28 protein-coding genes and 3 tRNA genes are annotated in these 26,098 nt (G+C 44.9%); 23 read left to right on the top strand and 8 right to left on the bottom strand.

Annotated elements, in window-relative coordinates; all coding sequences use genetic code 11:
• Nucleotides 1-116 precede the first annotated feature (116 nt).
• The 3 genes from fbaA to epd all read right to left on the bottom strand — a co-directional run bounded on the left by fbaA (nucleotide 117) and on the right by epd (nucleotide 3,728).
• Nucleotides 117-1,193 (bottom strand): class II fructose-bisphosphate aldolase, encoded by a 1,077-nt coding sequence (gene fbaA / locus F0228_RS15145; RefSeq protein ID WP_061032423.1) that lies wholly within the window; start codon nucleotides 1,191-1,193, stop codon nucleotides 117-119.
• Nucleotides 1,194-1,348: 155 nt separating this feature from the next.
• Nucleotides 1,349-2,512, bottom strand: a complete 1,164-nt coding sequence (locus F0228_RS15140; RefSeq protein ID WP_061032422.1) for a phosphoglycerate kinase — start codon at nucleotides 2,510-2,512, stop codon at nucleotides 1,349-1,351.
• Between the two features lie 166 nt (nucleotides 2,513-2,678).
• Entirely contained in the window at nucleotides 2,679-3,728 is a 1,050-nt protein-coding gene (gene epd / locus F0228_RS15135; RefSeq protein ID WP_171762405.1) for an erythrose-4-phosphate dehydrogenase, read from the bottom strand.
• A 203-nt stretch (nucleotides 3,729-3,931) separates the two neighbouring features.
• On the opposite strand from epd, the gene F0228_RS15130 reads away from it, so the two are divergent.
• On the top strand, nucleotides 3,932-4,168 hold the full coding sequence (locus F0228_RS15130; protein ID WP_116871628.1) for a hypothetical protein: 237 nt from the start codon (nucleotides 3,932-3,934) through the stop codon (nucleotides 4,166-4,168).
• An 88-nt stretch (nucleotides 4,169-4,256) separates the two neighbouring features.
• Here F0228_RS15130 and tkt read toward each other — a convergent pair whose 3' ends face one another.
• Nucleotides 4,257-6,251: a transketolase gene (tkt, locus tag F0228_RS15125; RefSeq protein WP_061032420.1), complete on the bottom strand. Its 1,995-nt coding sequence runs from the start codon at nucleotides 6,249-6,251 to the stop codon at nucleotides 4,257-4,259.
• Between the two features lie 356 nt (nucleotides 6,252-6,607).
• On the opposite strand from tkt, the gene metK reads away from it, so the two are divergent.
• From metK to F0228_RS15080, 9 genes are all read left to right on the top strand, one after another.
• Nucleotides 6,608-7,762, top strand: a complete 1,155-nt coding sequence (metK, locus tag F0228_RS15120) for a methionine adenosyltransferase (protein WP_004738986.1) — start codon at nucleotides 6,608-6,610, stop codon at nucleotides 7,760-7,762.
• A gap of 368 nt (nucleotides 7,763-8,130) precedes the next feature.
• Complete coding sequence (locus tag F0228_RS15115; protein WP_008223581.1) at nucleotides 8,131-8,928, top strand: DUF2189 domain-containing protein; 798 nt, start codon at nucleotides 8,131-8,133, stop codon at nucleotides 8,926-8,928.
• Nucleotides 8,929-9,006: 78 nt separating this feature from the next.
• A complete protein-coding gene (locus F0228_RS15110; RefSeq protein WP_061032419.1) occupies nucleotides 9,007-9,507 on the top strand; it encodes a SprT family zinc-dependent metalloprotease in 501 nt (166 codons plus the stop codon).
• Between the two features lie 149 nt (nucleotides 9,508-9,656).
• Entirely contained in the window at nucleotides 9,657-10,388 is a 732-nt protein-coding gene (locus F0228_RS15105) for an endonuclease (RefSeq protein ID WP_008223584.1), read from the top strand.
• A 153-nt stretch (nucleotides 10,389-10,541) separates the two neighbouring features.
• On the top strand, nucleotides 10,542-11,273 hold the full coding sequence (gene rsmE, locus F0228_RS15100; RefSeq protein ID WP_061032418.1) for a 16S rRNA (uracil(1498)-N(3))-methyltransferase: 732 nt from the start codon (nucleotides 10,542-10,544) through the stop codon (nucleotides 11,271-11,273).
• A gap of 9 nt (nucleotides 11,274-11,282) precedes the next feature.
• On the top strand, nucleotides 11,283-12,233 hold the full coding sequence (gene gshB / locus F0228_RS15095; RefSeq protein ID WP_102424750.1) for a glutathione synthase: 951 nt from the start codon (nucleotides 11,283-11,285) through the stop codon (nucleotides 12,231-12,233).
• A gap of 108 nt (nucleotides 12,234-12,341) precedes the next feature.
• A complete protein-coding gene (locus tag F0228_RS15090; RefSeq protein ID WP_032498752.1) occupies nucleotides 12,342-12,905 on the top strand; it encodes a YqgE/AlgH family protein in 564 nt (187 codons plus the stop codon).
• Between the two features lie 60 nt (nucleotides 12,906-12,965).
• Nucleotides 12,966-13,388, top strand: a complete 423-nt coding sequence (ruvX, locus tag F0228_RS15085; RefSeq protein ID WP_004738973.1) for a Holliday junction resolvase RuvX — start codon at nucleotides 12,966-12,968, stop codon at nucleotides 13,386-13,388.
• Nucleotides 13,389-13,487: 99 nt separating this feature from the next.
• Entirely contained in the window at nucleotides 13,488-13,658 is a 171-nt protein-coding gene (locus F0228_RS15080) for a hypothetical protein (protein WP_155647308.1), read from the top strand.
• Between the two features lie 59 nt (nucleotides 13,659-13,717).
• Here F0228_RS15080 and F0228_RS15075 read toward each other — a convergent pair whose 3' ends face one another.
• Both F0228_RS15075 and F0228_RS15070 read right to left on the bottom strand, forming a co-directional pair.
• The gene (locus F0228_RS15075; RefSeq protein ID WP_061032416.1) at nucleotides 13,718-14,827 is read right to left on the bottom strand and encodes a PilT/PilU family type 4a pilus ATPase; all 1,110 of its coding nucleotides are present in this window, start codon (nucleotides 14,825-14,827) and stop codon (nucleotides 13,718-13,720) included.
• Nucleotides 14,828-14,841: 14 nt separating this feature from the next.
• On the bottom strand, nucleotides 14,842-15,879 hold the full coding sequence (locus F0228_RS15070) for a type IV pilus twitching motility protein PilT (RefSeq protein WP_061032415.1): 1,038 nt from the start codon (nucleotides 15,877-15,879) through the stop codon (nucleotides 14,842-14,844).
• Between the two features lie 26 nt (nucleotides 15,880-15,905).
• Here F0228_RS15070 and F0228_RS15065 point away from each other — a divergent pair, with 26 nt between their 5' ends.
• From F0228_RS15065 to hemW, 7 genes are all read left to right on the top strand, one after another.
• Complete coding sequence (locus tag F0228_RS15065) at nucleotides 15,906-16,610, top strand: YggS family pyridoxal phosphate-dependent enzyme (protein WP_061032414.1); 705 nt, start codon at nucleotides 15,906-15,908, stop codon at nucleotides 16,608-16,610.
• 81 nt (nucleotides 16,611-16,691) lie between these two features.
• Nucleotides 16,692-17,510 carry a pyrroline-5-carboxylate reductase gene (gene proC, locus F0228_RS15060; RefSeq protein ID WP_061032413.1) on the top strand — a complete coding sequence of 273 codons (819 nt, stop codon included), beginning with the start codon at nucleotides 16,692-16,694 and terminating at the stop codon, nucleotides 17,508-17,510.
• Between the two features lie 76 nt (nucleotides 17,511-17,586).
• Nucleotides 17,587-18,144, top strand: coding sequence for a YggT family protein (locus tag F0228_RS15055; protein WP_017069592.1), 558 nt, complete (start codon nucleotides 17,587-17,589; stop codon nucleotides 18,142-18,144).
• A gap of 29 nt (nucleotides 18,145-18,173) precedes the next feature.
• Entirely contained in the window at nucleotides 18,174-18,464 is a 291-nt protein-coding gene (gene yggU, locus F0228_RS15050; RefSeq protein ID WP_061032412.1) for a DUF167 family protein YggU, read from the top strand.
• 28 nt (nucleotides 18,465-18,492) lie between these two features.
• The gene (locus tag F0228_RS15045) at nucleotides 18,493-18,924 is read left to right on the top strand and encodes a DUF4426 domain-containing protein (RefSeq protein ID WP_171762404.1); all 432 of its coding nucleotides are present in this window, start codon (nucleotides 18,493-18,495) and stop codon (nucleotides 18,922-18,924) included.
• A gap of 48 nt (nucleotides 18,925-18,972) precedes the next feature.
• The gene (locus F0228_RS15040) at nucleotides 18,973-19,572 is read left to right on the top strand and encodes an XTP/dITP diphosphatase (protein WP_171762403.1); all 600 of its coding nucleotides are present in this window, start codon (nucleotides 18,973-18,975) and stop codon (nucleotides 19,570-19,572) included.
• On the top strand, nucleotides 19,572-20,759 hold the full coding sequence (gene hemW, locus F0228_RS15035) for a radical SAM family heme chaperone HemW (RefSeq protein ID WP_171762402.1): 1,188 nt from the start codon (nucleotides 19,572-19,574) through the stop codon (nucleotides 20,757-20,759). The genes F0228_RS15040 and hemW overlap by 1 nt, the downstream gene beginning before the upstream one ends.
• Before the next feature lie 208 nt (nucleotides 20,760-20,967).
• On the opposite strand, the gene glsB is transcribed toward hemW, so the two are convergent.
• The gene (gene glsB, locus F0228_RS15030; RefSeq protein ID WP_171762401.1) at nucleotides 20,968-21,888 is read right to left on the bottom strand and encodes a glutaminase B; all 921 of its coding nucleotides are present in this window, start codon (nucleotides 21,886-21,888) and stop codon (nucleotides 20,968-20,970) included.
• Between the two features lie 349 nt (nucleotides 21,889-22,237).
• Nucleotides 22,238-22,957, bottom strand: coding sequence for a tRNA (guanosine(46)-N7)-methyltransferase TrmB (gene trmB, locus F0228_RS15025; RefSeq protein ID WP_061032408.1), 720 nt, complete (start codon nucleotides 22,955-22,957; stop codon nucleotides 22,238-22,240).
• A 165-nt stretch (nucleotides 22,958-23,122) separates the two neighbouring features.
• On the opposite strand from trmB, the gene mutY reads away from it, so the two are divergent.
• From mutY to F0228_RS14995, 6 genes are all read left to right on the top strand, one after another.
• On the top strand, nucleotides 23,123-24,178 hold the full coding sequence (gene mutY / locus F0228_RS15020) for an A/G-specific adenine glycosylase (RefSeq protein ID WP_171762400.1): 1,056 nt from the start codon (nucleotides 23,123-23,125) through the stop codon (nucleotides 24,176-24,178).
• Between the two features lie 28 nt (nucleotides 24,179-24,206).
• Complete coding sequence (locus F0228_RS15015) at nucleotides 24,207-24,479, top strand: oxidative damage protection protein (RefSeq protein WP_004738952.1); 273 nt, start codon at nucleotides 24,207-24,209, stop codon at nucleotides 24,477-24,479.
• Nucleotides 24,480-24,548: 69 nt separating this feature from the next.
• On the top strand, nucleotides 24,549-25,682 hold the full coding sequence (mltC, locus tag F0228_RS15010) for a membrane-bound lytic murein transglycosylase MltC (protein WP_171762399.1): 1,134 nt from the start codon (nucleotides 24,549-24,551) through the stop codon (nucleotides 25,680-25,682).
• Nucleotides 25,683-25,785: 103 nt separating this feature from the next.
• Nucleotides 25,786-25,861 (top strand) — tRNA-Phe (locus F0228_RS15005).
• A 74-nt stretch (nucleotides 25,862-25,935) separates the two neighbouring features.
• Nucleotides 25,936-26,011 (top strand) — tRNA-Thr (locus tag F0228_RS15000).
• A gap of 7 nt (nucleotides 26,012-26,018) precedes the next feature.
• Nucleotides 26,019-26,094 (top strand) — tRNA-Phe (locus tag F0228_RS14995).
• The last annotated feature ends 4 nt before the right edge of the window (nucleotides 26,095-26,098 follow it).

Raw genomic sequence — 26,098 nt, 5'->3', positions numbered from 1 at the left:
AATTTATTCACCGTACGCTAGGTTTTTCACATAAATAATACAATTTTTTATCAGACACAAAAAAACCCGCTCGATGAGCGGGTTTTTAAAACTTAAAGAGTACTTAATTCAAAGAATTATAGTACGTCTACAGCGTTAAGGTCAGCGAATGCTTTCTCAAGACGAGTAACCATAGAAGCTTGACCAGCACGTAGCCATACGCGTGGATCGTAGTACTTCTTGTTTGGCGCAGCTTCGCCAGTTGGGTTACCGATTTGACCTTGTAGGAAATCGAAGTTATCAGCAGAGTACTGACGGATACCATCCCAAGTTGCCCACTGTGTATCAGTATCGATGTTCATTTTGATAACACCGTAGCCGATAGACTCTTGGATTTCTTCTTCAGAAGAACCAGAACCACCGTGGAATACGAAGTTTAGAGCGTTAGGTGCGATACCGAACTTCTCCGCACAGTATGCTTGAGAATCACGTAGGATAGTTGGAGTAAGTACAACGTTACCAGCTTGGTAAACACCGTGTACGTTACCGAAAGAAGCAGCGATAGTGAAACGTGGGCTAACAGCCATTAGTTTCTCGTATGCGTATGCTACGTCTTCTGGAGAAGTGTAAAGCTCAGATGCGTCCATATCAGAGTTATCAACGCCGTCTTCTTCACCACCAGTACAACCAAGTTCGATTTCGATTGTCATGTTCATTTTAGCCATGCGCTCTAGGTATTTAGCACATGTTTCGATGTTCTCTTCTAGAGACTCTTCAGAAAGGTCTAGCATGTGAGAAGAGAATAGAGGCTTACCAGTTTGTGCGAAGAACTCTTCACCAGCGTCTAGTAGACCGTCGATCCATGGAAGTAGTTTCTTAGCAGCGTGGTCAGTGTGTAGAATAACTGGAACGCCGTAAGCTTCAGCTACAGCGTGTACGTATTTAGCACCAGCTACAGCACCAAGGATTTGTGCACCTTGACCTTCAAGTTTAACGCCTTTACCTGCGAAGAATGCAGCGCCACCGTTAGAGAACTGAACAACTACTGGAGATTTAACTTTAGCAGCTGCTTCTAGTACTGCGTTTACAGAGTCAGTACCAACAACGTTTACAGCAGGAAGAGCAAATTTATTTTCTTTTGCTACTTCAAATACTTTCTGTACGTCATCGCCAGAAATCACACCAGGTTTTACAAAATCGAAAATCTTAGACATGGAAATAGTCCTATTTATTCTATCGTTTTAAGATTAAAAAACTTAAGTTTAAAAACTTGCAATCGTTTGCTCACAACTTATGCCATTCTAGCAAAAAAGTGTGATATGCAGCAAACGTTAAAAGGCGAGATTCGCATCTCGCCTTTCTAAATCAATTATGCTTTAGCACGCTCTTCAAGCATTGCTACTGCAGGAAGTACTTTACCTTCAACGAACTCAAGGAAAGCGCCGCCGCCAGTAGAGATGTAAGAAACGTCAGCTTTGATACCGAACTTGTCGATAGCTGCTAGCGTGTCACCACCACCTGCTACAGAGAAACCTGCAGACTCAGCGATTGCTTTAGAGATACCTGCTGTACCCGCTTCGAAGTTCTTGAATTCGAATACGCCTACAGGGCCGTTCCAAAGGATAGTTTTTGCGTTGCCGATGATTTCAGCTAGAGCTGCAGTTGAATCTGGACCTAGGTCGAAGATCATGTCGTCGTCTGCAACTTCAGATACGTGTTTGATTTCAGCTTCTGCGTTCTCGTCGAATGCTTTAGCACATGCAACGTCAGTCGCTACTGGAATAGCACACTCTTTCATCAGCTTCTTAGCAGTGTCAACTAGGTCTGCTTCGTATAGAGACTTACCTACGTTGTGGCCTTCAGCAGCGATGAAGGTGTTTGCAATACCACCACCAACAACAAGTTGGTCTGCAACTTTAGATAGAGACTCAAGAACAGTCAGTTTAGTAGAAACTTTAGAACCACCAACGATAGCAACTAGTGGACGCTCTGGGTTATCCATTGCTTTACCTAGTGCTTCTAGCTCAGCAGCAAGAAGAGGACCAGCACATGCTACAGGAGCGTGAGTACCAACACCGTGAGTAGATGCTTGTGCACGGTGAGCCGTACCGAATGCATCCATTACGAAGATGTCACATAGAGATGCGTATGCTTTAGATAGCTCTTCTTCGTTTTTCTTCTCGCCTTTGTTGAAGCGAACGTTTTCTAGAACAACAAGCTCACCAGCGTTTAGCTCTAGGCCGTTTAGGTAATCTTTAGCTAGTTTAACTTCGCAATCTAGTGCGTCGTTTAGGTAGTTAACTACAGGAGCTAGAGAGAACTCTTCGTTGTATTCGCCTTCAGTAGGACGACCAAGGTGAGAAGTAACCATTACTTTTGCACCAGCTTCTAGGCAAAGCTTGATAGTTGGTAGAGATGCTAGGATACGTGCATCTGAAGTTACTTTACCGTCTTTTACTGGTACGTTTAGGTCAGCACGGATAAATACGCGTTTACCTGCAAGTTCCAGGTCAGTCATCTTGATCACAGACATGATTTGTCCTCTCAAATTTAAATAAAAATAAAGTTTTGGAAACTCAGCAACCCTGCTAAGCCTATAAATTATTCAACTGGTAATACTTTAGCTACTCATAATATGTGGACACTTCGCATTTATTTCAAGCTAAAAAATAAATAATCCGCACATTTGCTTCTAGGTCTTACTTATTGCCTTCTGAAGCTTGCATTGCAAGAACCGTATCCAGCATTCGGTTCGCAAAGCCCCATTCATTATCACACCACACTAGCATTTTCACTAAGTGGCCATTGCTCACTCGAGTTTGTGAACCATCAACAATCGCGCTATGGGGATCATGATTAAAGTCAATGGATACGAGCGGCGCTTCAGTATAGTCAACGATGTTGTGTAATGTACACTGAGATGCGTTAACAATGGTTTGATTTACGTCATTAACTTTCACATTCGTATTAATTGTGACACTTAAATCCATCGCTGTTACGTTTACCGTCGGTACACGCACAGATATTGCTTCGAACTTGTTAGAAAATTTCGGGAAGATTCTTTCAATACCTTTATGCAGTTTGGTATCGACAGGAATAATGGATTGGCTTGCTGCACGAGTACGGCGAAGGTCGCTGTGGTAAGCATCAATAACTTGCTGATCATTCATTGAAGAGTGAATGGTCGTTATGGTGCCTGACTCGATGCCAAAGGCTTCATCAAGAACCTTAATGATAGGAACGATGCAGTTGGTGGTACATGAACCGTTAGAAACGATTCTGTGGTCGGCTTCGATAGTATCGTGATTCACGCCGTAGATAATGGTGTTGTCTAGGTCATTAGCTCCCGGATGTGAGAACAGTACCTTTTTCGCGCCAGCCGCAATGTGTGCAAGGCCGTCTGCACGGCAGCCGTAAACACCAGTACAATCAAGAACGATGTCCACTTCGAGGTCACGCCAAGGCAGCAACTCGATATCAGCAAGGTGTAAAATACGAATCGTATCGAACTCACCTTTATCTTCCACACCGATGCCATGATGGACATAGATGTGCTCTTGGTCGTTGGAGATCTTCTTACCGAAGCGACCGTGGCTGGTATCGTACTGTAATAGGTGAGCCATAGCGTCAGGCTGAGCAAGCTCATTGACAGCTACTACTTTGATTTGTTGGCTTTTGCCACTTTCATAAACAGCGCGTAATACGTTACGCCCTATTCGTCCAAATCCGTTTATCGCGACTTTTAGCATAGTTCCGTACATCTAACCAAAATTTCGTGCAACAGATAATAACTGAATCCTACCCAAAAGGCATTAGTTGAGTTGTCTAACTAGACAAAAGCAATCTATTAGCATTGATTATCAGTCTTGATTAATGTAGTTATTCAAGTGATGAGTCTTACCTAGTTCTACGGCTGTTTCTAACCCAGTTTTCTCAACCAAAGGAAAAGGTTATGTCTGGATACCCAGCGACTCATTTTTGCAAGACATGCAATAAAGACACACCACATAGTGAAATTCTTGTTCGCCAGACAAGCAGTTATGATACCGACAAAAGTTTACTCGGTAGAATTAAGCTTTTTGCTAACTCAATTATCAATGGCGGCCACTACTACAGCATGGATAGGTACGTGACATGTAAAGTATGTGGCACTAAAGAGCTGGACAATTGGGGTAATGAATTCGAATAGCCTAAAATTTGTATATTACTAAAAAAACCGAGCCTGATAGCTCGGTTTTTCTTTCATTGCTTGTTAGCACGAGGCTAACAAGCAATGATTAAGCAAGAAGCTCTTTTGCTGTGTTTACTACGTTTTCAGTAGTGAAACCGAACATCTTGAATAGCTCACCTGCAGGTGCAGATTCGCCAAACGTTGTCATACCGATGATCTTGCCACCAAAACCAACATACTTGTACCAGAAGTCAGCGATGCCAGCTTCGATAGCGATACGAGCTGTTACGTCAGATGGAAGTACAGATTCACGGTACTCAGCGTCTTGCTTGTCGAATGCGTCAGTTGCAGGCATAGATACTACGCGTACCTTCTTACCTTCAGCTGTTAGTTCAGCTGCAGCGTTAACCGCTAGCTCAACTTCAGAACCTGTAGCGATAAGGATCAGCTCTGGCTTACCTTCACAATCTTTCAGGATGTAACCACCCTTCGCGATGTTAGCTACTTGCTCTTCGCTACGCTCTTGCTGCGCAAGGTTTTGACGAGAGAAGATTAGAGACGTTGGACCGTCTTTACGTTCGATAGCCAGTTTCCAAGCGACTGCAGACTCAACTTGGTCACATGGACGCCATGTGCTCATGTTTGGAGTCAGACGTAGAGAAGCCATTTGCTCAACTGGTTGGTGAGTTGGGCCATCTTCGCCAAGACCGATAGAGTCATGCGTGTAAACTTGGATGTTCTGAACTTTCATCAGAGCAGCCATACGCATTGCGTTACGAGCGTATTCCATGAACATTAGGAATGTCGCGCCGTATGGTACGAAACCACCGTGCAGAGCGATACCGTTCATGATCGCAGTCATACCGAATTCACGTACACCGTAGTGGATGTAGTTACCAGAGAAGTCATTTGCTTCTAGAGACTTAGAGCCGGACCACATAGTTAGGTTCGAAGGCGCTAGGTCAGCAGAGCCGCCCATGAATTCTGGAAGCATTTGACCAAACGCTTCTAGAGCATTTTGAGATGCTTTACGTGAAGCAATGTTTGCAGGGTTAGCTTGAAGATCAGCAATGATTGCGTTTGCTTTCTCTTCCCACTGTGCTGGAAGTTCACCGTTAGTACGACGTTTGAATTCTGCTGCTAGCTCTGGGTAAGCCGCTGCGTAAGCGTCAAACTTCGCGTTCCACGCCGCTTCTTTTGCTGCGCCCGCTTCTTTCGCATTCCACTCAGCTGCGATATCTGCTGGGATTTCGAAAGGACCGTGTTCCCAGCCAAGCGCTGCTTTAGTTGCTGTGATTTCATCAGCACCTAGTGGAGCGCCGTGGCAGTCGTGCGTACCTGCTTTGTTTGGAGAACCAAAACCGATGATAGTTTTAGTACAGATAAGCGTTGGACGAGGGTCTGCTTTAGCTGCTTCGATAGCTGCATTGATTGCTTCAGGATCGTGACCGTCTACTGCTGGAATTACGTGCCAGCCGTATGCTTCAAAACGCTTAGGAGTATCGTCAGAGAACCAACCTTCCACTTCACCATCGATAGAGATACCGTTGTCATCCCAGAAAGCAACCAGCTTACCAAGACCTAGCGTACCAGCTAGTGAACATGCTTCGTGAGAGATACCTTCCATCAGACAGCCATCACCCATGAATGCATAAGTGTAGTGGTCTACGATGTCGTGACCTTCTTTGTTGAACTGTGCAGCCAGTGCTTTCTCTGCCATTGCCATACCAACAGCGTTAGTGATGCCTTGACCTAGTGGACCCGTCGTTGTCTCGATACCAGGAGCGTAACCGTACTCTGGGTGACCAGGAGTCTTAGAGTGTAGTTGACGGAAGTTTTTCAGATCTTCAATTGAAAGCTCGTAGCCTGCAAGGTGAAGCAGAGAGTAAATCAACATTGAACCATGGCCGTTAGACAGGATAAAACGGTCGCGGTCAGCCCACTCTGGGTTTGCTGGGTTGTGGTTCAAGTGGCCACGCCAAAGAACTTCAGCGATGTCAGCCATACCCATAGGTGCGCCTGGGTGGCCTGAATTTGCTTGTTGAACACCGTCCATGCTAAGTGCGCGGATTGCATTGGCTAGATCTTTACGAGAAGGCATGTCTGCTCCTGGATACATAAGCGATTTAAAAAAGAGATAGTGCTAATGTTTTCATTTTAATTAGCGCGGGTATTCTCTCAAACGACTATTGCGACTGCAAACGTTTTACTGGCATTTTAACGGTCATTTTTCGCAATTTTCGAACATTTACATCACTTGTCAGCCGCTTATCTCAACCAACACGCAAACGTTTAGTTATGGCATATCATAAAAAAGAGCTTGTAATTCGACCGCTGGAATTTAGAATAGACGTCTAGATGTAGAAACACCTACAAAATATACTGTATTTAATGGCGGCGCTTCCTAGCTTGCGACGCCATGAACTATTTACACCAAAAACTAAAAGTGGAGCTCTCATGGCTAAGCACCTATTCACTTCTGAATCTGTTTCAGAAGGTCATCCAGATAAAATTGCAGACCAAATCTCTGATGCTGTTCTTGATGCCATCTTAGAACAAGATCCAAAAGCACGTGTTGCTTGTGAGACTTACGTAAAAACCGGCATGGTTATGGTTGGCGGTGAAGTAACAACTTCTGCATGGGTTGATATCGAAGAGATCACTCGTGAAACAGTTCGTGAAATTGGTTACGTTCACTCTGATATGGGCTTTGACGCTGACTCTTGTGCCGTTCTAAACACAATTGGTAAGCAGTCTCCAGACATCAACCAAGGTGTTGATAAAGCAGACCCGAAAGAGCAAGGCGCAGGCGACCAAGGCATCATGTTTGGTTACGCGACTAACGAAACTGAAATCCTAATGCCAGCTCCAATCACTTACTCTCACCTTCTTGTTAAAAAGCAAGCTGAAGTACGTAAGAGCGGCAAGCTAGACTTCCTTCGCCCAGATGCGAAATCTCAAGTTACTTTCCAGTACGACCAAGGTAAGATCGTTGGTATCGATGCTGTTGTTCTTTCTACTCAACACTGTGATTCAGTAACAACACCTGACCTACGTGAAGCAGTAATGGAAGAGATCATCAAGCCAGTACTTCCTTCAGAGTGGATCAACAAAGACACTAACTTCTTCATCAACCCAACAGGCCGTTTCGTAATCGGTGGCCCAATGGGTGACTGTGGTCTAACTGGTCGTAAGATCATCGTTGATACCTACGGCGGCGCAGCTCGTCACGGTGGCGGTGCATTCTCTGGTAAAGATCCATCAAAGGTTGACCGTTCTGCAGCTTACGCAGCACGTTACGTTGCGAAAAACATCGTTGCAGCTGGTATGGCTGACCGTTGTGAGATTCAACTGTCTTACGCTATCGGTGTTGCGGATCCAACATCAATCATGGTTGAAACGTTCGGTACTGAGAAAGTAGCGCACGAAATCATCATTGAAGCAGTTCGTCAAAACTTCGACCTACGTCCATACGGTCTTCAAGAGATGCTGAACCTTCTTCAGCCTATCTACAAGCAGACTGCAGCATACGGTCACTTCGGTCGCGAAGAGTTCCCTTGGGAAGCGACTGACAAAGCAGCAATCCTTGCTGACTTCGCTGGCCTAAAATAATTTAGCCACTGCGATTTGTTTCTTTAAAGCCCTTACTGCTTAGTAAGGGCTTTATTTTTATGTACTTACCGAACCTTCACTGGCTACTTCTTTCTCTAACGCCCTTCTTTACCGATAACCACTAAGTATAAAAAGCCGCTGATAATTTGTGTTTTCTAACACTACTGACAATAGTTAAGGTAACTCCTAGGCGATCAAGCTCACATTTAACTTAAATTAATTCAGTCTGATAACGCTCGTTAAATGCACGCTAGAACAAAAACTGGGATGACAAAGAGCAATTTAGCTCAACACCATAACTCTCACACAAGCCACACCGATGAGTCTTATGGAATTATAACTAGGACGTTATTTAACTAGGGGGATCTATGCCTCGTACCGCGCACCCATCCGAACTGAACGATAAAAAACACAAGGTCAGCGATAAGGATTACGCTCGCACCATTCCTTGCAACCAAATCAGTATTTCCGCACCCTTTCATTGGTTGTCGCTTGCTCTGCATGACTTAGTAAGAATGCCATTAATCAGCGCATTTTACGGTTTATGCTTTATGGGAGCGGCAATCGCCATTGTTCAACTTGTCCAATGGCAAGGAACACACTTGGTGGTGATGCCAAGCTTGATTGTGTACATGCTGATAGGACCTTTTCTTGCTCTGGGCTTGTATGACGCAGCCTGGGAAAGAGAAAAAGGGCACAACGCCAGCCTATTCCATTCAATGAAAGCCATTACTCGCAACTCGACTCACCAGTGGGCCTTTGCGATTGTATTAATGGTCGCGATGATATTCTGGATGCGTATCGCCGCTCTATTGCACGCTTTGTATCCATCAGTACAAGGCGCACCATTAGCAGAGTTTGCGCCCTTCTTGATCACGGGTTCTGTGATTGGATTTGTTATCGCCAGCCTAATCTTCAGCATCTCGGCATTTTCTATTCCATTGATGATGGAGAGACGCGTGGATGTGATGAGCGCAATCTTCACCAGCTTCAATGCCGTGAAATCCAACATCCCTGCAATGGTGGTGTGGGCAAGTATTATTTGTGCCGGTATTCTGGTGGGCTTTGCAACCTACGGCATTGGTATGATCGTCACCATGCCGCTACTTGGTTATGGTACATGGCATGCCTACCACGAAATCATCAAGAAGAATCACCACCTATAAATTATCGCCAGAATAACGAGCAATGTTATGATGAGGCCTTAGCTTAAACGCTGAGGCCTTTTTTGGAGTTAACAACGTTTGTCTTACACCCCGCAACAACATCGAGCAAATAAGAAATTGGCCGAGTGCCTAGCTATCGCTAATCAACATTTTTCTCGTGAATTCCCATGCCCGACCATGACTTACAAGTTAAGAGGTAAAGCGGCAGGAAAGGCCTACCTTCAGCTCAATGAAATTAAGCTTAACCATGTACTCTTCGCCGAGAATGAGGATGCCTTCATTAACGAGGTGGTGCCTCATGAACTGGCACATCTGATCACACATCAAGTCTTTGGACGAGTGAGACCTCACGGGAATGAATGGAAATACGTGATGGAAAAGGTATTCAACGTGCCAGCTAAAACGACCCATAGCTTTGAGATATCCTCAGTGCAAGGGAAGACCTTTGAGTATCGCTGTGCCTGCACGGTTTATCCACTTTCTATCAGACGTCACAACAAGGTGTTACGTAACCAGTCAAGCTACCGCTGCCAGCAGTGTAATCAAACCTTAGCCTTTACAGGCACGCAACTCAGCTAACTCCCCGACTCGGCGCCAGCTTTATTTTATCGCGCCCCTCGCCAATTTAGAAAACTGCACTCAATGGAATTCATGATAGAAATGTAATGGAGAAATCCATCCTTTGGGTGCTAGACTGATGTTTATCATACTTTTATCAGTCTTTTTCTATGTATAAAACCACTCCAAAAGCATTTGGCCTATCAGTGTCTTTTTACTTATCGATAGTATTTGGCCTACTGGTAACCCAAAGCGTTTTCGCCGCTCCACCAAGCTCATTCTCCAAAGCAAAAAAAGAAGCCGTGAAGATTTACCTTGATCACCCGACTTCATTCTATTGTGGCTGTGACATTACTTGGAAAGACAAAAAGAAAGGCATTCCAGATCTTGCAGGCTGTGGTTATCAAGTGCGAAAGCAACAAAAGCGGGCCAGTCGAATTGAGTGGGAACACGTGGTTCCCGCTTGGCAATTTGGCCACCAGCGACAATGCTGGCAAGACGGTGGACGCAAGAACTGCACCCGCAATGACAAAATATTCAAATCCATGGAAGCCGACCTTCACAACTTAACGCCGGCGATTGGTGAGGTTAACGGGGATCGCTCCAACTACAATTTCAGTCAGTGGAATGGGATGGATGGAGTAAGCTATGGTCAGTGTGAAATGCAGGTCAACTTCAAGCAACGTAAGGTGATGCCGCCAGACAGAGCAAAAGGATCTATCGCTCGAACTTATCTTTACATGAGCCAAGAGTATGGTTTCAAGCTATCTAAACAGCAAACCAATCTGATGATGGCGTGGAACAAGCAGTTCCCTGTCGATGAGTGGGAATGTACTCGTGATGAGCGTATCTATGCCATCCAAGGGAATCACAACCCATTTGTTTATCCAGCTTGTAAATAACGCCACTCGCGTAACCCACATTCCTAGCCGTCTCAAACAAGAGTTTCAGAATTGCCCCTGAAACTCTTGCTCTACCCTTGTTTTTTCAACTAAAAGCATCCATGTTAGGCAGAGACAAAATACCCAAATGATCATATTTATAGGTTTACCAGCATGAGAATCCCTCGTATCCATCACCCAGAACGCATTCATCAGTTAGGTTCACTCGCTTTAGGCGAAGATGCCGCGGGTCATGTTGGTCGTGTCCTTCGTATGAAAGAAGGTCAAGAAGTGCTTCTTTTTGATGGCAGTGGTGCTGAATTTCCAGCGACAATTGCTGAAGTATCAAAGAAGAATGTGACGGTTAATGTTACTGAGCGAATCGAGCGCAGCAGTGAATCTCCATTAGACTTACATCTGGGGCAAGTGATCTCACGTGGTGACAAAATGGAGTTCACAATCCAAAAATCAGTAGAGCTTGGTGTGAATACCATTACTCCTCTGATTTCAGAACGCTGCGGCGTTAAACTAGATGCTAAACGCTTCGAGAAAAAACTCGCTCAGTGGCAGAAAATTGCGATCGCAGCGTGTGAGCAGTGCGGTCGAAATACAGTTCCAGTGATTCGCCCTATCATGCAACTTGAAGAATGGTGTAGCGAACCGAGTGAAGCATTAAAGCTGAACTTACATCCTCGTGCAAAATACTCAATTAATACCCTTCCAGAACCTATCAGTAAGGTACGCCTATTGATCGGCCCTGAAGGTGGCTTGTCGGCTGAAGAAATCGGCATGACAGAACAATACAAATTTGAAGAGACGCTACTCGGCCCACGTGTACTTCGTACCGAAACAGCAGCTCTAACCGCAATTACTGCCTTACAAGTCCGTTTTGGCGATCTAGGCTAGGAGAAAAAAATGATCAAACTTGGCATCGTAATGGATCCAATTTCATCCATTAACATCAAAAAAGACTCTAGCTTTGCCATGATGCTTGAAGCTCAGCGTCGTGGTTACGAAATCCATTACATGGAAATGAATGATCTACACTTAGATCAAGGCGTAGCGATTGCAGACACTAAGGTCGTTGAGCTCAAAGAAGATCCAAATGGTTGGTATGAATTCAAGTCAGAACAGACTATCGCGCTATCTGATTTAGATGCTGTACTGATGCGTAAAGATCCTCCGTTTGATACTGAGTACATCTACGCAACCTACATTCTTGAGCGTGCTGAAGAGAATGGCGCACTGATCGTAAACAAACCACAAAGCCTACGTGACTGTAACGAGAAGCTGTTCACAGCATGGTTCCCTGAACTAACACCAACCACCATCGTGACTCGCAAAGCGGAGAAAATCAAAGAATTCCGCGAGAAGCATGGCGACGTAATCCTTAAACCACTTGATGGTATGGGTGGTGCATCGATCTTCCGTGTGAAAGAAGGCGATCCAAACGTATCAGTGATCATAGAAACACTGACTAACCACGGTCAAAACTACGCGATGGCACAGACTTTCGTTCCTGACATCAGCAACGGTGATAAGCGTATTCTTGTAGTTGACGGTGAGCCAATGCCTTACTGCCTAGCTCGAATCCCTGCTAAAGGCGAAACTCGAGGTAACCTTGCAGCTGGCGGTACTGGTGAAGCACGTCCTCTAAGTGACACAGATTGGGCGATCGCAAGAGCGGTTGCTCCTGCACTAAAAGAAAAAGGTCTAATCTTCGTTGGCCTAGACGTCATCGGTGATAAGCTAACTGAAATCAACGTAACGAGCCCTACATGTATCCGCGAAATCGAAGCCGCTTTCGATATCTCGGTAACGGGCAAGTTAATGGATGCAATTGAGCGTCGCGTTAACGCAAAATAACCTAAGCTAAAAGAAAGCCCTAGCGCTTCACACATACGTCTTAGGGATAGAATGAGCGGCTTTACGCCGCTCTTTTCCTTTATTGGGAACACACTGGCAGGAGGCTCTATGAACCTAACGAACCACTTTTTGGTCGCTATGCCCGGGATGAAAGATCCGTATTTTCAAAACTCGGTAATCTACCTCTGTGAACACAACGAGGAAGGTGCGATGGGGTTAATGATTAACGCTCCCATCGATGTCACTGTCGGTAGTATGCTCAAACAAGTTGAGGTTGAGTCTGAACAACCAAAAGCGAATCAAGCCAGCCTTGATAAGCCGGTATTAAATGGTGGACCTGTAGCAGAAGACCGCGGGTTTATTTTGCACAAACCTAAAGGCAGCTATCAATCCAGCATCAACATGACTGACCAAATCTCAGTAACAACCTCAAAAGATATCTTGATGGTGTTGGGCACAGAAGATGAGCCGATGAATTATTTAGTCGCACTTGGGTATGCAGGATGGGAACCGGGACAACTGGAAACCGAACTGACCGAGAACTCATGGTTAACCGTTGAGGCCGACCCTAAAGTCATCTTCGATACGCCAATTTCAGATCGCTGGAAAGTTGCGGTACAAATGTTAGGTATTAATGCCGCTCAGCTTTCAGCAGACGCTGGTCACGCCTAGCTCAAATCAGCTAAATAAAATAAACAGACACTCTCAAACACAGATAAATTTGGAAACCCCATGTCACGAACAATTATGGCATTTGATTACGGTACAAAAAGTATCGGCAGCGCGATTGGACAAGAAATCACTGGCACAGCGAGCCCTTTAAAAGCGTTTAAAGCTAAAGACGGTATCCCGAACTGGGACGATATCGAAAAACAGATTAAAGAGTGGCAACCAAATCTTATCGTCGTCGGGCTACCTACCGATCTTCACGGTCGTGATCTAGAGACCATCACACCAAGAGCAAAGAAATTTGCTAACCGCTTAAAAGGTCGTTTTGGTGTTGATGTTGAGCTGCATGACGAAAGATTATCGACCGCAGAAGCAAGAGCCGACCTCTTTGACATGGGTGGCTACAAAGCATTAAGTAAAGGAAATGTTGATAACCAGTCCGCAGTTGTCATTCTCGAAAGCTGGTTTGAAGCACAATATTCTTAACGAAAATTAAGTGAGCAAAAAGCAACCCGATTTGTGATCCCGCACGAATTTCTCGCCGTAAAGACGATGCAATTCATCAATAGGTAAGTGGGAGTTCACATGAAAATTTTTCTAGCAATCTTCGCCGCTCTAACCATTTCTGCGTGCAGCTCAACAGGGTCTAGTAGCGCTAGTTACATGAATGATGGCAAAACCAATTCAGGATTCAATAGTGGCAATATGTACTACGACGACAGTCGAAGAAGTCATGGCTCGTTGAACAGCAACTAGAACAACAATGGTAAGCCAGATCTCTCCGTCAAAAGAGCTCTGGCTTTTTATTTTTCAATCTAACCCATATCAATTTTCACGCCAGATAATGCTCCAGTTCCATAGTCATCATCACCTCGTCTGGTTTTTAGCATCAAACGTAAGTCATTAGCCGAATCGGCACTATGAAACGCATCTTCTTCGCTAATCTTTCCCGCTACAACTAAATCAAACAAAGCTTGGTCAAAAGTCTGCATGCCAACTTCTTTTGATTTTGCCATTGTTGCTTTTAGCTCGTGCAATTCACCACGACGAATCAAGTCAGACACTCGTGGGCTGTTGAGTAGAATCTCAAATACACCATGACGCCCGCTGCCATTCTTATCTCGAATTAACTGCTGAGCAATCACACCACGCAGATTCATCGACAGATCAAACAGGAACTGTTCTTTCTGCTCTTTAGGCACCAAATGAAGAATACGCTCTAACGCTTGGTTGGCATTATTCGCGTGCAAAGTTGCCATACACAAGTGACCCGTCTCAGCAAAGGTCATCGCATATTCCATGGTTTCGCGGCTACGGATTTCGCCAATCAAAATCATATCTGGCGCTTGGCGCAACGAGTTTTTAAGGGCGACTTCATAGCTCTCGGTGTCGAGCCCTACTTCACGCTGAGTGACTATGCATTTCTTATGTTCGTGGACGAATTCAATCGGGTCTTCAACCGTCAATATATGCCCAGAACGATTGGTATTGCGGTAGCCTGTCATCGCCGCCATCGAGGTCGATTTACCAGAACCCGTAGCCCCAACCACCAGCACAAGCCCACGCTTGGCAATTGAGAGGTCTTGTAATACATCAGGAAGCTTTAATTGCTCAAAGGTTGGGATGTTCGTCTCGATGCGTCGAATCACTGCTCCAGGCAGCTCTCGCTGAAAGAACGCACTAACACGAAAGCGACCAAAATCACGTACAATGGCAAAGTTAGCCTCACGCGTTTGCTGATATTCATCACGTCGTTCTTGATCCATCATCGCATCAAGTAGCTGAGCGACCTGCGCCGAATTCAGCTTCTCGCCTTGCGGTCGCAGCTCACCATCGACACGGAACAAAACAGGCGCATCAACGGTGATATAAAGATCGGACGCTTTTTGAGAAAGCATTCCCTCAAGGATTTGATTCAATTCCATTATGTACACCTTGATTAAAACATTGAGGTTTCAATTTCGATCTTTTTCTCGACCTCTTCCGAGTCAACTAAGCCTTGAGCCATCAGCTGCTTCGCATTTTGCTCCATGGTTTGCATTCCATGTGCTGCGCCTGTTTGAATGATCGAATACATCTGAGCGACTTTATCTTCACGAATCAAGTTTCTGATCGCTGGTGTCGCCATCATGATTTCATGACAAGCCACACGACCACCACCAACACGTTTTAGCAACTTCTGGGCAATCACCGAGCGTAATGATTCAGACAACATTGAGCGAACCATGTCTTTATCGCTACCAGGGAAAACATCAATGATACGGTCAATCGTTTTTGCCGCTGAACTGGTATGCAACGTACCAAAAACCAAGTGACCAGTTTCTGCAGCCGTTAGTGCTAAGCTGATCGTCTCTTGGTCACGAAGCTCACCAACAAGGATAACGTCAGGGTCTTCACGTAACGCACTGCGCAGCGCCGCTTTAAAGCTATGAGTATCACGATGAACCTCACGCTGGTTCACTAGGCACTTATTGTTGGTGTGAACAAATTCAATCGGGTCTTCTATGGTGAGAATATGCTTATTATGGTTACGGTTAACGTAATCCACCATCGCCGCAAGAGTAGTCGATTTACCAGAACCAGTTGGGCCTGTAACTAACACTAGACCCTTTTCGAAATTAGCAATCTTTTCAAAGATATCAGGAGCGCCTAACTGTTCTAACGTCGGAATCTCGACAGGGATAGTTCGAAAGACAGCTGAGCAGCCACGGGCTTGGTTAAAAGCGTTAACACGGAAACGACCGACATTGGGTAATTCAAAAGAGAAGTCGACTTCCAGTTTTTCCTCAAATTCACCGCGCTGCGAGTCGCTCATGATCTCAAAAACCAAACGGTGCACATCAGCATGACTCAAAGCTGGTATTCCAAGCTTCCTTACTTCACCATCTATACGTACCATTGGAGATACACCCGCAGAAAGATGTAGATCTGACGCGTTATGCTTTACACTAAAATCTAGTAACTCAGTGATATCCATTTATTTTCCCTTAAGTAAAGTCAGCTATGAGTAGTATTCAACAAAATATCGAACAAATCACCTCACAGATTCGTAGTGCTGAGCAAAAGTGCGGACGAGCTCCAGAGTCCGTGCAACTTTTAGCCGTCAGCAAAACTAAACCTATTGATGCGATTCTAGAAGCCGCACTCGGAGGCCAAATTGCCTTTGGTGAAAACTATGTTCAAGAAGGTGTCGATAAAGTAAAACACTTTTCAGAACAACATTCTAACCTAAATTTGGAATGGCACTTTATTGGTCCAATCCAGTCAAATAAAACTCGCCCTATTGCAGAAAGCTTCGCATGGGTACACTCCATCGATCGCGATAAGATCGCTCAGAGACTGAATGACCAACGTCCAAGCGAGCTTCCACCTTTGCAAGTGTTAATTCAAGTAAACACCAGTGGTGAAGCGTCCAAGTCTGGCACATCTGAAGAGTCAGTTTTTGCACTGGCAGAGTTGATTTCCTCACTGCCCAACCTCACTTTAAGAGGGTTGATGTCGATTCCTGCAAACGTCTCTGACTATCAATCACAGCTTAACGCTTTCTCTCAACTGGCAGAGCTAAAAGATAAGCTAGCTGCAAAATATCCTGATATTGATACCCTTTCGATGGGCATGAGTGGTGATATGGACGCAGCAGTCGAGGCTGGCAGCACCATGGTTCGCATTGGAACCGCGATTTTTGGTGCTCGTGATTACGCGAAATAGCGACACCTAACAACCTAAAAAAGTATAAGTATTGATACCGCTCCGCTTTTGCCGCGCAGCGATACGCTCAGGATTTGATATATGGAACATAAGAACATCGCCTTTATCGGGGCGGGAAACATGGTTCGCTCAATTGTAGCGGGCTTAGTAGCGAGTGGTTACCCAGCGCATAAGATTACAGCGACAGCGCCTTCTGACACGAGAAGAGTGCCGTTAGAGCAAGAATACGGCATCAATACCACCAGCGATAATATTGCCGCAGCTAAGCAAGCAGACGTTGTTGTATTATCGGTGAAACCACAAATGATGGCCGATGTATGTAAACCCTTACAAAGCATCGACTTTAGCAACAAACTGGTAATCTCAATTGCCGCAGGTATTAATGCGAATCGACTCAATGAGATGTTAGACTGCCAACTGAACCTGGTTCGTGTAATGCCAAACACGCCATCATTGCTTGGTAAAGGCATGAGTGGGCTTTATGCTGATTCAACCGTTAGCCAAGCAGATAAAGATTTCGCATCACAGCTAATGCAAGCTGTAGGTGAAGTGAGCTGGGTAGAACAAGAATCTGGTATCAACAACATTATTGCAGCGGCAGGCAGCGCTCCGGCTTACTTCTTCCTGTTTATGGAAGCGATGCAAGCGGAAGCAGTCAATCAAGGTTTCGACCAAGAGACGGCCCGCAAGCTAGTGCAGCAATCGGCATTAGGCGCGGCAGAGATGGTGGTCGCGAATCCAGATACAGAATTATCTACACTACGTGAGCAAGTGACTTCAAAAGGTGGTACTACCGCCGAAGCACTGCGCACGTTTAATGAACATCAACTATCAGACATCGTAGCCAAAGCCATGCAAGCGGCAGTTGCTCGAGCTGAAGAGATGGAAAAACTGTTTTAGTACCAATCAAGGTACAAAAGCCTTGCGTCGCTCATGTGATATCTAAGCGGCAAGTAAATCCGAAAAAGGAAACAATATGAACTCGATGAGCTTTCTGATCTCGACCGTTTTTGATCTTTACATCATGGTTGTGATCTTGCGTATCTGGCTACAAGCATCACGTGCAGATTTCTACAATCCGTTCTCACAATTCATCGTAAAAGCGACACAACCAGTGGTAGCTCCACTACGCCGAGTTATTCCATCAATCGGCAGCCTAGATCTGGCAACGGTTGTTTTCGCTTATGTGCTATGTGTACTCAAGTTCGTCGCTCTCAACTTAATTATCTCTGGCGGCGCGGCTGTGTTCGACATCAGCTTCCTAATCTTTGGCGGACTATCTCTGATTAAAGCGGCGGGTGGTTTGATTTTCTGGGTACTACTAATCCGTGCAATCCTAAGCTGGGTTAGTCAAGGTCGCAGCCCAATCGAGTATGTGTTCCATCAACTGACTGAGCCAATGCTAATGCCTATCCGCCGTATCCTACCGGATATGGGTGGCTTCGACTTAAGCGTTCTGGTTCTGTTCATTGTTCTTCAGTTTGCGAACTTCCTAATGGGTGACATGATTGGTCCTATTTGGTATCAGCTATAATTCAAGTACGAACATCAGGTACTTTGACGATGCCAAAAGCGGTTTGGGTCGAGGGAGACGATATTCTTCTTAGACTCTATATCCAACCCAAAGCAAGCCGAGACAAAATTGTTGGCTTGCATGGTGAGGAACTCAAAATTGCCATCACCGCTCCCCCGGTAGATGGCAAAGCCAATGTCCACTTAGCGAAATACCTAGCGAAACAGTTTAAGGTCGCTAAAGGGCAAATTAAGATAGAAAAGGGAGAGCTCGGTCGGCATAAGCAAGTTCGAATATGCTCGCCAAGCCAAATCCCAACTGAAGTCAAAGCCATCCTATGATGGCTTTTTGCTATTTATTGGAGTCACTATGCGTCTATGGATTACAGCACTACTCACCGCTCTTGTTGCCCTACCAAGTTCAGCAGGACAATTTAAAAACATTAAGGATGTCGAAGTTCACTACTCAGCTTTCAACTCAACATTTTTAACGGCTCAAGTCGCTAAGCAATATAAACTTAAGCGAAATGGCTACTCAGCGATTCTGAACATCAGCGTGCTAGACAAAGCTTCCCTTGGCAAACCAGCAACAACCGCTAAAATCACGGGAACAGCCAAGAACCTTGTGGGCAATACTCGCACACTTAACTTCCGCGAGATAAAGGAAGGTGATGCGATTTATTACCTAGCTGAGTTCCCTGTAACACACGAAGAAAACATCACTTTTGATATCGATGTTAACGCAGGTTTGAAAGGTACAGGCCCACTGCGATTCACACAAAAATTCTATATAGAAGAGTAGGTTCAGCCTTCACTTTTCTGTTCACCAACTTATTAGAGCAACATCCCCATGAGTAAGATTGTTTTAGCCACAGGCAACCAAGGTAAAGTTCGCGAGATGGCAGGTATTCTGTCTGAGTTTGGCTTTGACGTTGTCGCACAAAGTGAGTTTAACGTTTCAGAAGTCGCTGAGACAGGAACAACATTCATTGAAAATGCCATCATTAAAGCCCGTCATGCAGCGAAAGAAACCGGTCTACCAGCAATTGCGGATGACTCGGGTTTAGAGGTTGATTACTTAAATGGCGCGCCAGGCATCTACTCAGCTCGTTACTCAGGAGAAGACGCTACCGATAAGCAGAACATCGAAAAACTGCTTGATGCTATGCAAGGTGTGGAAACTGAAAAGCGTACCGCTCGTTTCCACTGTGTATTAGTCTTAATGCGTCACGAAAATGATCCGACACCACTGGTATGTCACGGTAAATGGGAAGGACAAATCCTGACTGAAGAACACGGTGAGAACGGCTTTGGCTACGATCCTGTATTCTTTGTTCCAGAAGATAACTGTGCATCTGCTGAGCTTGACCCTTCACGCAAAAAGCAACTATCACATCGTGGTAAAGCCCTTGCGTCACTATTCAAAGCACTCAAAGAGCAAGCTCTGTAATGCACAACACAGCACTCGTTCCACCAGCTCTTAGCCTTTATGTACACATCCCGTGGTGTGTGCAAAAGTGTCCATATTGTGATTTCAACTCACACGCTCTGAAAGCCGAAATCCCTGAAAAAGAGTACATCGATGCGCTACTTGAGGATCTCGATACTGATATCGAGAAGTACCAACTCAATGGTGCACCTCGTCCTCTGCATTCGATCTTTATTGGAGGGGGAACTCCAAGCCTGTTCTCTCCAGAAGGTATCGGTCGACTGCTTCAAGGTATTGAGCAACGCATCCCATTCAAACCTGAAATTGAAATCACCATGGAAGCCAACCCGGGCACCATTGAAGCTGAGCGTTTCGCTGGTTACCAAAAAGCGGGGATTACCCGTATCTCGGTTGGTGTACAAAGTTTCGAGCAAGAGAAGCTAGAAAGGCTTGGCCGTATCCATGGTCAAAATGAAGCGGTCAACGCAGCTCACCTTGCGCATAAAATCGGCCTAAACAGCTTTAACCTCGATCTTATGCATGGCTTACCGGATCAAAGCATCGAGCAAGCGTTGGCGGATTTAGATAAAGCGATCGAGTTAGATCCCCCGCATTTATCTTGGTACCAGCTAACAATAGAACCTAACACCATGTTCTATTACAAAACGCCCACCCTACCTGATGACGATGATCTCTGGGACATCTTTGAATTGGGCCACAAAAAGCTCGCTGATGCAGGGTATGTGCAGTACGAAATCTCAGGCTACAGCAAACCGGGCTACCAGTGTCAACACAACCTCAACTACTGGCGCTTCGGTGACTACTTGGGTATTGGCTGCGGCTCTCATGGCAAGCTGAGTTTTGCTGATGGACGAATCATTCGAACGACTAAGGTTAAACACCCTAGAGGCTATTTGGCGGCTTACCAGAATATGGTGAAGCCTTATATTTCGGATGAATTTGAAGTAGCAAACGAAGATCGCCCTTTCGAGTTTTTCATGAACCGTTTCAGGCTGATGGAAGCATGCCCTAAGCAAGATTTCATTGATACGACAGGACTTGGTTTTGACGCTGTTCAGCCAACAATTGAGTGGGCAAAAGAGCTAGGTTACTTGAGCGAAACCGACACTCATTGGCAGATCACAGAAAAAGGAAAGCTGTTCCTCAACGATTTGCTAGAAGCCTTCATGGCTGAAGAAGACGAATAGTTCGAGATTCGAGATTCGAGATTCGAGATTCGAGATTCGAGATTCGAGATTCGAGATTCGAGATTCGAGATTCGAGATTCGAGATTCGAGATTCGAGAAAAATGATAAAAGGGTTGGCTTTAGGGTCAACCCTTTTTATTGGAAGAGTCTTTCTCGAAGCGAAGCGCTCTACAGGACGAAGTCCGTGCTCGCATCTCGCATCTTTCTTCTAAAAAATCGAACGACCAATACGTTCTGAAAGCAGCTCGAGAGCCTTAGTGCCAGCCAGTGAGTTACCAGAAGGATCCAGCTCTGGAGACCACACAGCAATCGTCATTTCACCAGGAACGATAGCGATAATCCCACCACCTACTCCCGATTTGCCCGGCATACCAACGCGATAAGCAAACTCACCTGCTCCATCATACAAACCACAAGTCGCAAGCAGAGCATTCAGCTGCTTAGTCTGGACCGGCGTGATGATCTCTTTCTTAGTTTGTACTGACACACCTTTGTTCGCTAAGTAACTAAAGGTTTTCGCCAAATCCACACAAGTCATCTTAAGTGCACAAGCATGGAAGTAATTATTGAGTACAGGGATAACATCGTTCTCAAAATTACCAAATGAACGCATCAAGTACGCGATAGCGGCATTACGGTCGCTATGCATCATTTCTGAAGCCGCTACGACTTTGTCGTACACGATATGAGTATCGCCCGATAACTGACGCACAAACTCCAATAAACGCTGTCTTGGCGCTGACAAGCGGCTTTGTAATAGGTCAGCGACAACAATCGCACCAGCATTAATAAATGGGTTTCGAGGGATACCCTGTTCCATCTCAAGCTGGATCATCGAGTTAAAGGCCTGCCCTGAAGGCTCTTTACCTACACGCTGCCAAATCTCTTCCGGCTTATAGAGCACCATTGCTAACGTCAAACTCAAAGCCTTAGAGATAGATTGTACAGAGAAGGCTTCCTCTGCATCACCAGCTTGAATCACTTCTCCTTCATTGGTGTACACCGCAATCGCCAGTTTCTGGTTCGATACACGCGCTAATGCAGGAATATAATCAGCGACCTTTCCCTGACCAATTAAAGGGCGAACTTCTTCTATAATCTCGGCCAAAATAGCTTGAGTTGGTTTCATGTGTGCTTACTTCTATATTGTTATTTTTGTAGGGATGTAACATATACCAATCGTAGTAAATAACGGCTCACTCTAGCTGTTAAAATACTCGACAACTGCGTTAGAGTTTTTGATTGTAGAGTAACTACTTATCGAAAAATGCCACCTTGTTCTCAAGCCTTTTTCCTACGCTATTTCTGATCACTTACTTACTGTGATTGGTATTACTTTCTGTCGTTAAGCCTTTACTGAAATAAAAGCCTAAGGACAAAAAAGCCAACACTACAATAATGTTGGCTTTTATCAATCCCACAAAGTGTAAGGTTAAGATCCTAATCAAATCTCACCTTATATTTGTTGATGTTCAGAATTACTGAGTACGCTTGTACTTAATATCCCAAACGCCGTGACCTAAACGGTGGCCACGAGCTTCAAACTTAGTCAGTGGACGCTCATCCGGGCGAGGAATATAATCACCATCTTCAGCGATATTCTCAAAACCTGGAGCAACGTTCATTACTTCAATCATGTGCTCTGCGTAGTTTTCCCAGTCAGTTGCCATGTGGAAAATACCAGTTTCAAGGTGTAGCTTAGCACGAACCATTTCAGCGAATTCAGCTTTAACGATACGACGCTTGTGGTGACGAGCTTTGTGCCATGGGTCAGGGAAAAACAGTTGCAGTGTATGCAGGCTGCTATCTGGAATCATGTGTTCAAATACTTCTACAGCATCGTGACACATTACACGCAGGTTAGTTACGCCAGCATCGCGCGCAGTACCCAAACAAGCACCAACACCTGGGCTGTGAACTTCAATACCTAAGAAGTTCTTCTCAGGTGCGTTCTTTGCCATTTCAACCAGTGATGCACCCATACCGAAGCCAATCTCTAGTACAACTGGGTTATCGTTGCCAAATACTTCTTTCCAGTTAAGAAGCTCTGGGTTGTAGTCGATACCCATTGTTGGCCAACATTCATTCATCGCGTTCTCTTGGCCTTTTGTTAAGCGGCCTTCGCGGCGAACAAAACTACGGATCTTACGAACCAGTTTGCCGTCTTCAGTATATTCGTTAGTGGTCACTTCACTCATTGATTTTTGCCTGCACATTGATTAATCAAAGCGGGGATTATCCAAAGAATTGCCTTCGGTGCAAGTCTTTCCGTGGATAAATTCCCACACAATTTGTCTGTTTTACATCCAACGTTAAGTGTGGTGCAATTTCGCTTCTAATAATAGCAAAGCATAGAGCATGTCGTGACTCCTTTCGCAACCGCCATATTAAAGTGGTATGACGCCTACGGGCGTAAAGAATTACCTTGGCAACAAAACAAAACCGCCTACACCGTTTGGCTATCTGAAATCATGCTTCAGCAGACTCAGGTCGCCACGGTGATTCCATACTACCAACGCTTCTTGGAACGTTTCCCAACAGTTATCGACCTAGCAAACGCCGAGCAAGATGAAGTGCTCCATTTATGGACAGGGCTTGGTTACTACGCACGAGCTCGTAACCTACACAAAGCTGCCAAGATCGTCGCAGAGCAATATGGTGGGGAGTTTCCACTTTCTCTCGAAGAAATGAATGCGCTTCCAGGCATTGGCCGCTCAACAGCGGCAGCCGTTCTGTCCTCTGTTTACAAACTCCCTCATGCGATCCTTGATGGTAATGTAAAGCGAACGCTTGCAAGAAGCTTTGCTGTCGAGGGCTGGCCTGGTCAAAAGAAGGTTGAAAACCAACTCTGGGAACACGCAGAAGCACATACACCAAAGCAAGATGTCGATAAGTACAATCAAGCTATGATGGATATGGGAGCAATGGTTTGTACTCGTAGCAAGCCTAAATGTACTCTGTGCCCAATTGAAAGCATGTGTGAAGCTAAAAAACTCGATAGACAACTCGACTTCCCAGGCAAAAAGCCAAAGAAAGAGAAACCAGTAAAAGAGACATGGTTTGTAATCCTGTATCACGATAACCAAGTGTGGCTTGAGCAGCGCCCTCAATCAGGTATCTGGGGAGGCTTATTCTGTTTCCCTCAAAATGAGAACGCAGAAATCGAACACCAATTGGATCTTCGTTCAATCACAAACACAGATTCAATCAAGACCATGATTGCGTTTAGGCACACTTTCAGCCACTACCACTTAGATATCACACCAGTATTAGTAAAATTAGATAAACAACCAGATTTGATAATGGAAGGGACTAAAGGTCTCTGGTATAACTTATCAAAACCAGAAGAAATTGGCCTAGCCGCTCCTGTAAAGCAGCTTATTGAAAGCCTACCCTTTGAACTGAATGACGACGTTTGAATCAACGAACGCGATAAGAGGAACCACTATGAGCCGCACTGTATTTTGTGCTCGCCTCCAGAAAGACGCTGAAGGCTTAGAATTTCAACTTTACCCAGGTGACTTAGGTAAGCGTATCTTTGACAACATCTCTAAAGAAGCTTGGGGACAATGGCAAAGCAAACAAACCATGCTTATCAATGAAAAGAAACTAAATATGATGGATCCTGAACATCGTAAACTTCTTGAAACTGAGATGGTTAACTTCCTTTTCGAAGGTAAAGATGTCGTAATTGATGGCTACACTCCACCAAGCGAATAAGACATTTATTTAAGCAAATTTTAATGACATCATGGTTAGCGCTGCGATGTCATTTTTGTATGAGGAACTATGAAAAAGCTCAGTTACTTCCTAACCGCCATGCTACTTACTGGTTGCAGTCGTGAGTTCGTTGAGAGCATTTATGATGTGAATTACGAGCCAACCAACCGATTCGTAAATAACTTAGCGGAGTTACCCGGTCAGTTTGAAAAAGATACAGGCGCATTAGACGCTTTGATCAATAGCTTTTCTGGCAATATCCAAAAGCGCTGGGGTAGCAACGAAATCAAGATGGCAGGTAAGAGTAACTATGTGAAATACATAGATAATTACTTGAGCCGATCAGAAGTAAACTTTAGCGAGGGCCTGATAACGGTAGAAACAGTTTCCTCAACAGAGCCTAAAAAACACCTCAAAAATGCAATTATGACAACGCTGCTGACACCGGATGACCCAGCACATGTCGACCTATTCTCTTCAAAAAGTATCAAATTAGAAGGTAAACCTTTTCTCTATAACCAAGTTGTAGACCAAGAGAAAAAGCCTATCCAATGGACATGGCGCGCCAACAAATTTGCTGACTACCTGATTGCCAACAACCTCAAAACCAAAGAAGTCGACTTTAAAAAAGCCTATTACGTTGAAATCCCTATGGTGGCCGATCACGCAAGCCAACGTAGTTACCAATATGCCGATATCGTTCGACGCGCATCTAAGCGCTATGACATCCCTGAAGACTTAATCTACGCAATCATCAAGACAGAAAGTAGCTTTAACCCATATGCGGTTAGCTGGGCGAATGCATACGGCTTGATGCAAGTTGTGCCGAAAACAGCAGGTCGAGATGTATTTAAACTGGTAAAAAACAAACCTGGGAAGCCTACTCCTGAGTACTTATTCAACCCAGAAAACAACATTGATGCCGGCACCGCGTACTTTTACATCCTTAAAAATCGCTATTTGAAAGATGTGCGACACCCCACAACATTGGAATACAGCATGATTTCTGCGTACAACGGTGGCACTGGTGGTGTACTCAATACCTTTAGCAAGGACAGAAAGCGAGCAATGCGTGACTTAAACTCACTGCAACCGAGTCAAGCTTACTGGGCACTTACTAAAAAACACCCGAACAAAGAGTCGCGCCGATACCTAGAAAAAGTAACAAAGTTCAAGAAAGATTTTAACCAAGGTAAAACGTAAGCCTCACTTTTGAATAAAAAAACAACTAACGAACGTTTTTTTTAATTATTTTCAAAAAAGGTGTTGACGGTTATGCAGAAAATCCGTTTAATAGCGCTCCGTTGCCCGGATAGCTCAGTCGGTAGAGCAGAGGATTGAAAATCCTCGTGTCGGTGGTTCGATTCCGCCTCCGGGCACCACAATTTGATTTGTTGGTGTCAACACTCTTTAACAGGGAGTAACAGCACGGACAAAAGCATAAAGAATTTAGTGTGCCGACTTAGCTCAGTAGGTAGAGCAACTGACTTGTAATCAGTAGGTCACCAGTTCGACTCCGGTAGTCGGCACCATTCTTTTGCCTCGATAGCTCAGTCGGTAGAGCAGCGGATTGAAAATCCGCGTGTCGGTGGTTCGATTCCGCCTCGAGGCACCATTAT

This window comes from Vibrio sp. 99K-1 (assembly GCF_013114585.1).
Taxonomy (GTDB): domain Bacteria; phylum Pseudomonadota; class Gammaproteobacteria; order Enterobacterales; family Vibrionaceae; genus Vibrio; species Vibrio chagasii_B.
Note: the sequence above shows the minus strand (reverse complement) of the source record. Positions and strands in the feature narration are given on the sequence as shown.

Excerpts from the sequence above, each read along its gene's own strand:
- fbaA (WP_061032423.1), bottom strand. The coding sequence starts at position 1,193 with ATGTCTAAGATTTTCGATTTTGTAAAACCTGGTGTGATTTCTGGCGAT.
- F0228_RS15140 (WP_061032422.1), bottom strand. The coding sequence starts at position 2,512 with ATGTCTGTGATCAAGATGACTGACCTGGAACTTGCAGGTAAACGCGTA.
- epd (WP_171762405.1), bottom strand. The coding sequence starts at position 3,728 with ATGCTAAAAGTCGCGATAAACGGATTTGGACGAATAGGGCGTAACGTA.
- F0228_RS15130 (WP_116871628.1), top strand. The coding sequence starts at position 3,932 with ATGTCTGGATACCCAGCGACTCATTTTTGCAAGACATGCAATAAAGAC.
- tkt (WP_061032420.1), bottom strand. The coding sequence starts at position 6,251 with ATGCCTTCTCGTAAAGATCTAGCCAATGCAATCCGCGCACTTAGCATG.
- metK (WP_004738986.1), top strand. The coding sequence starts at position 6,608 with ATGGCTAAGCACCTATTCACTTCTGAATCTGTTTCAGAAGGTCATCCA.
- F0228_RS15115 (WP_008223581.1), top strand. The coding sequence starts at position 8,131 with ATGCCTCGTACCGCGCACCCATCCGAACTGAACGATAAAAAACACAAG.
- F0228_RS15105 (WP_008223584.1), top strand. The coding sequence starts at position 9,657 with ATGTATAAAACCACTCCAAAAGCATTTGGCCTATCAGTGTCTTTTTAC.
- rsmE (WP_061032418.1), top strand. The coding sequence starts at position 10,542 with ATGAGAATCCCTCGTATCCATCACCCAGAACGCATTCATCAGTTAGGT.
- gshB (WP_102424750.1), top strand. The coding sequence starts at position 11,283 with ATGATCAAACTTGGCATCGTAATGGATCCAATTTCATCCATTAACATC.
- F0228_RS15090 (WP_032498752.1), top strand. The coding sequence starts at position 12,342 with ATGAACCTAACGAACCACTTTTTGGTCGCTATGCCCGGGATGAAAGAT.
- ruvX (WP_004738973.1), top strand. The coding sequence starts at position 12,966 with ATGTCACGAACAATTATGGCATTTGATTACGGTACAAAAAGTATCGGC.
- F0228_RS15080 (WP_155647308.1), top strand. The coding sequence starts at position 13,488 with ATGAAAATTTTTCTAGCAATCTTCGCCGCTCTAACCATTTCTGCGTGC.
- F0228_RS15075 (WP_061032416.1), bottom strand. The coding sequence starts at position 14,827 with ATGGAATTGAATCAAATCCTTGAGGGAATGCTTTCTCAAAAAGCGTCC.
- F0228_RS15070 (WP_061032415.1), bottom strand. The coding sequence starts at position 15,879 with ATGGATATCACTGAGTTACTAGATTTTAGTGTAAAGCATAACGCGTCA.
- F0228_RS15065 (WP_061032414.1), top strand. The coding sequence starts at position 15,906 with ATGAGTAGTATTCAACAAAATATCGAACAAATCACCTCACAGATTCGT.
- proC (WP_061032413.1), top strand. The coding sequence starts at position 16,692 with ATGGAACATAAGAACATCGCCTTTATCGGGGCGGGAAACATGGTTCGC.
- F0228_RS15055 (WP_017069592.1), top strand. The coding sequence starts at position 17,587 with ATGAACTCGATGAGCTTTCTGATCTCGACCGTTTTTGATCTTTACATC.
- yggU (WP_061032412.1), top strand. The coding sequence starts at position 18,174 with ATGCCAAAAGCGGTTTGGGTCGAGGGAGACGATATTCTTCTTAGACTC.
- F0228_RS15045 (WP_171762404.1), top strand. The coding sequence starts at position 18,493 with ATGCGTCTATGGATTACAGCACTACTCACCGCTCTTGTTGCCCTACCA.
- F0228_RS15040 (WP_171762403.1), top strand. The coding sequence starts at position 18,973 with ATGAGTAAGATTGTTTTAGCCACAGGCAACCAAGGTAAAGTTCGCGAG.
- hemW (WP_171762402.1), top strand. The coding sequence starts at position 19,572 with ATGCACAACACAGCACTCGTTCCACCAGCTCTTAGCCTTTATGTACAC.
- glsB (WP_171762401.1), bottom strand. The coding sequence starts at position 21,888 with ATGAAACCAACTCAAGCTATTTTGGCCGAGATTATAGAAGAAGTTCGC.
- trmB (WP_061032408.1), bottom strand. The coding sequence starts at position 22,957 with ATGAGTGAAGTGACCACTAACGAATATACTGAAGACGGCAAACTGGTT.
- F0228_RS15015 (WP_004738952.1), top strand. The coding sequence starts at position 24,207 with ATGAGCCGCACTGTATTTTGTGCTCGCCTCCAGAAAGACGCTGAAGGC.
- mltC (WP_171762399.1), top strand. The coding sequence starts at position 24,549 with ATGAAAAAGCTCAGTTACTTCCTAACCGCCATGCTACTTACTGGTTGC.